This window comes from Lutibacter sp., assembly GCF_040883305.1.
GTDB lineage: Bacteria > Bacteroidota > Bacteroidia > Flavobacteriales > Flavobacteriaceae > Lutibacter.
In genome coordinates this window covers 1-3,628 of record NZ_JBFLKT010000118.1, presented here as the reverse complement: position 1 = coordinate 3,628, position 3,628 = coordinate 1, and the positions used below count along the sequence as shown (strand labels likewise).

Genomic DNA, 3,628 nt, shown 5'->3' with positions numbered 1-3,628 from the left:
TGTTTTTTTAAGTTATTGGCAATACATAAGTTTTACTTTTTTTAAATAATGAATTGAATTAATGTGTATAATTAACTGTTTTTTGCTCGGCCTTGTTCGTGTTTTCAATACCTTTTAACAAAGCATCAGGATTAAATGAAATACTATTAATTCCTTTGTTGACTAAAAATTTCGCAAAATCTGGAAAATCACTTGGTGCTTGTCCACAAAATCCTATTTTGGTGTTTGTTTTATTGGCTTTTTCAATAGCCATTGCAATCATAGTTTTCGCTGCTTTGTCGTGTTCATCAAACAATTCGTTCATAAATTCAGAGTCTCTGTCTACACCTAATGTGAGTTGTGTTAAGTCGTTAGAACCAATTGAAAAGCCATCAAATATTTCCGCAAAATCTTCAGCTAAAATTACATTACTTGGTATTTCGACCATGGTATAAACCTCCAATCCATTTTTACCTTGTTCCAGTTCAAATTCAGTCATAATTTTAATTACTTTTTTCCCTTCTTCAACAGTTCGGCAAAAAGGAATCATTACTTTAAGGTTGTTTAAACCCATATGTTCTCGAACTTTTTTTATGGCTTTACATTCCAATCCAAAACCATCTTTATATAACTCATGATAGTATCTTGATGCGCCTCTAAAACCTAACATGGGATTTTCTTCTTTGGGTTCAAATTGTTTTCCTCCAATTAAATTTGCGTACTCATTGGTTTTAAAATCACTCATTCTAACAATCACTTCCTTCGGATAAAAAGCGGCCGCAATTGTTGCAATTCCTTCGGCCAACTTATCAATAAAATAGGTTTCTTTATTTGTGTAAGTTTCAGTAAGATTTTCAATTTTTTCTTTGGTATTTGCATCTTTAAGCTCATTAAATTTTATCAAAGCCATTGGATGAATTTTTACGCTGTGGGTGATAATAAATTCCATGCGCAATAAACCAACCCCGTTATTTGGATAAGCAGCCAATTGAAATGCTTTTTCAGGATCTGCCAAAATTAATTTCATTTCAGTTTTCGGCATTTTAATAGCTGAAAAATCAAGTGCTGTTTTTTCAAAAGGAAGGTTGCCTTTGTAAATGTATCCTGTTTTTCCTTCTGCACAGGAAATAGTGATTATATGACCATCGGAAATAGTTTCAGTAGCATCGCTGCATCCAACAACCGCTGGTACTCCTAATTCCCTAGCAACAATTGAAGCGTGACTTGTGCGACCTCCTTTATTTGTAATAATTCCACCCGATTTTTTTAGTATTGGATCCCAATCTGGAGTAATAGTATTTGTGACAATAATTTCTCCTTCTTGTAATTTAAACGCATCTTTAGGAGCATTTAAAATCCTGGCCGTGCCCACAATTATTTTAGACCCAACAGCATTTCCTGTACTAAGAATTTCACCTTTTTTTAACAATTTATATTCAAAAAACACCTTTTTATTTTTTATTTGATGCACCGTTTCAGGACGTGCTTGTATGATAAAAAGTTGATTGTTAACACCATCTTTTGCCCATTCAATATCCATTGCTTTTTTATAGTGTTCTTCAATTATTAAGGACCATTTAGCAAGTTTCTGTATTTCATCATCATTTAAAACAAATTGTTTTTGTTTGTTTAAAGGTGTTTCAAGATTTAGCAAAGAAGAATGACTGTTAGATTCGGCATAAATCATTGTTTTTTCTTTTGAACCCATTTTTTTTTGAATGATCCCATTTTTACCGAGCTTAAGAGTTGGTTTAAACACATAAAACTCATCGGGTGTAACAGTTCCTTGAACAATATTTTCGCCCAAACCCCAAACTCCAGAGAGTAGAATTATGTTTTCAAAACCAGATTCTGGTTCTATGGTAAACCCAACACCAGAGCAGCCAATGTCCGCGCGAACCATTTTTTGAACACCTACAGAAATAGCAATATCGCTATGAATAAAACCTTTGTCTTCTCGATATTTAATGGCTCGGTTGGTGTATAAGGAAGCGAAACAATTTTTAACAGCAGTGAGTAATTTTTTTTCACCTAAAATATTTAGGAAAGATTCGTGTTGCCCTGCAAAACTAGCTTCAGGAAGATCTTCGGCAGTTGCACTACTTCTTACAGCAACTTCAAAATAGGTGCCTTCGCATAAAACTTTATAAGCATCGATAATGGCTTTTGAAAATTCACCTGAAAAGGAAGCGTTTAAAATTAATTCTCTAGCTTGTTTGCCAATATCATTTAAATTGGAATAATTATCTCTGTTTAATTTGCTTAAAAGATTGTTAAGTAGAATCCGTAAATTATTTTCCTCTAAAAATAAATTAAAGGCAAATGATGTTGTGGCAAATCCATTGGGAACCGAAATATTTTCGTGAACCAATTCATTATACATTTCACCTAATGAGGCATTTTTACCACCAACAAGTGCCACATCATTTATTCCAATTTCGCTAAATTTTTTTATTAATGATTTCATATTTAATTATTTCTTACTCTCAATCTTAGATTTCCTTTTAAAATTATTGCACCATATTTTATTTCAATTTATTTAGAAGCTTCTTTGTGGGGTCTTATAATTAGTTGTTTAAAATAGAAATTCTTCAAAAATTATAGATTTTAATTCTTTAGGTAGCTCCGTTCTAATATCTTCCAGCTCGCCATGTGAAACGTATTTTCTCAAGACTAAAAATGTTGTTTTTATGTATTTTATAGTTTTCTCATCAGATTCAAAATCATTAACAGCGGTAACACCATCAAATCTATTTATAAGGTCTATAAATTCAATCATGCTTTTAACCCGTTGTTTTTTACGACTAGACCATCCGTTTACATAAACAGCTTTTAAAAACATAGGTAATTGAGCGATGAATTGTAATGATTCTTCCGTTGAAATAACTTCTCTTAAACCGTGTAATATTGCAGATAAAATGCGACCAGCTTTGTCTTTATCTTTAATATTTAATTTTTCAGCATACTCTTTCATAAAAGAATTTGCATCGGCTGCGTATTGATTAAAATTTAGTGCCATGGTTTTATTTTTTTAAGTTGAATTTTTTATTGATAAACTTTATTTAATGTACTAAAGCTATTAATACTATAAATTTTATAAAATGATATTGCTCAATTTTATAAAAAAAACTGACTATTTATAAATGATGCTTTGTGAAATTGAGCAATATCATTTTTCATTGTTTATAATTTGACGTAATTACATTTGAATTAAATAATCGACATTATGGATCCAATAGTTTCGTACAAGGCTTTTGAAATTAACAAGAGTTATAGTAATGTTATTTATGATTCTTCAATCTGGATTTCAGGTTTGAAATACATGAATAAGGAACTACTTTTTTTTAAAACATTACTAAATTCGAACTCGTTTAAATCAACTACCCCTTATTTATTTGAAAGGCATCAAGTATTTCTTAAAGATATTGACAGGTTATGTGAGAATAGTAACACTATTAAAGAAAAAATTGAAGCCTATAAGTTTAAAGTAAATGAAACTTTAAATAGCGATGTTTTTAGTTTTAGTGAAGGATATTTTGAGACTTATGAAATCTTAGTAAAAGAAATTTTTGAGTTTAATCAAAAATATAAAAGTTTCAAAACTCAACTTTATGAATTTTTAATTGAAATTATATAATTTCAAAGGCTT

The 3,628-nt window shown here is 30.3% G+C and carries 3 protein-coding genes; 1 reads left to right on the top strand and 2 read right to left on the bottom strand.

Annotation, left to right across the window (positions count from 1 at the left end; translation table 11 throughout):
- Positions 1-58: 58 nt before the first annotated feature.
- Both ppsA and AB1Z17_RS03640 read right to left on the bottom strand, forming a co-directional pair.
- Complete coding sequence (gene ppsA / locus AB1Z17_RS03645; protein ID WP_368050439.1) at positions 59-2,446, bottom strand: phosphoenolpyruvate synthase; 2,388 nt, start codon at positions 2,444-2,446, stop codon at positions 59-61.
- A gap of 108 nt (positions 2,447-2,554) precedes the next feature.
- Positions 2,555-2,998, bottom strand: a complete 444-nt coding sequence (locus AB1Z17_RS03640; protein WP_368050438.1) for a DUF2267 domain-containing protein — start codon at positions 2,996-2,998, stop codon at positions 2,555-2,557.
- Positions 2,999-3,205: 207 nt separating this feature from the next.
- Here AB1Z17_RS03640 and AB1Z17_RS03635 point away from each other — a divergent pair, with 207 nt between their 5' ends.
- The gene (locus AB1Z17_RS03635) at positions 3,206-3,616 is read left to right on the top strand and encodes a hypothetical protein (protein WP_368050437.1); all 411 of its coding nucleotides are present in this window, start codon (positions 3,206-3,208) and stop codon (positions 3,614-3,616) included.
- Positions 3,617-3,628: the final 12 nt, after the last annotated feature.

Bases quoted from the DNA above. Each gene is read 5' to 3' on its own strand.
- AB1Z17_RS03635 (WP_368050437.1), top strand. From the start codon at position 3,206: ATGGATCCAATAGTTTCGTACAAGGCTTTTGAAATTAACAAGAGTTAT.
- AB1Z17_RS03640 (WP_368050438.1), bottom strand. From the start codon at position 2,998: ATGGCACTAAATTTTAATCAATACGCAGCCGATGCAAATTCTTTTATG.
- ppsA (WP_368050439.1), bottom strand. From the start codon at position 2,446: ATGAAATCATTAATAAAAAAATTTAGCGAAATTGGAATAAATGATGTG.